The 385-nt window shown below is 64.9% G+C and carries 1 protein-coding gene; it reads left to right on the top strand.

What is annotated here, in order from left to right; all coding sequences use genetic code 11:
- Positions 1-203 (top strand): hypothetical protein (locus tag SB717_RS34035; RefSeq protein ID WP_410907226.1); only part of this gene is annotated, 203 nt, incomplete at its 5' end.
- Positions 204-385 lie beyond the last annotated feature (182 nt).

Below are 385 nucleotides of genomic sequence, written 5' to 3'. Positions count from 1 at the left end.
GAGGATGCCTTCGATTCTCCGGATCCGCAGCAGGCGGTGGCGGATTTCTGCCGCTCAAGTTTCAGCATCGTGCAGCGGCTGGAGCGGTGGAAGGACCTGGACTGGATCACGGAGCCGCTGACGTACCGGAAGTAGTCCTTCGTCCGGCGGCCGGCTCCGTCCGCACGGTTCCGGCGGCCGTGACGGGTCCATCGAAAGGTTGATCTTGATCCCATGGCCGGGCTTCCGTGGGGAAGGCGGGACACTGCCGCGATACGATACTGACAGCCCGTTGGTATGCAACTGCCCGGCGGCATCGCAGCAGAAAACTCCCGACCGAGAGAGCCTGATGACACCCCGCACCTTGTTCCGCACCCTGGCCTTCGCCGAGGCCGTCACCTGGACC

Origin of the sequence: Priestia sp. SIMBA_032 (assembly GCF_046535215.1) — a bacterium.
GTDB lineage: Bacteria > Bacillota > Bacilli > Bacillales > Bacillaceae_H > Priestia > Priestia aryabhattai.
The sequence above is the reverse complement of the archived record's forward strand: the minus strand, read 5'-3'. Positions and strand labels throughout refer to the sequence as shown.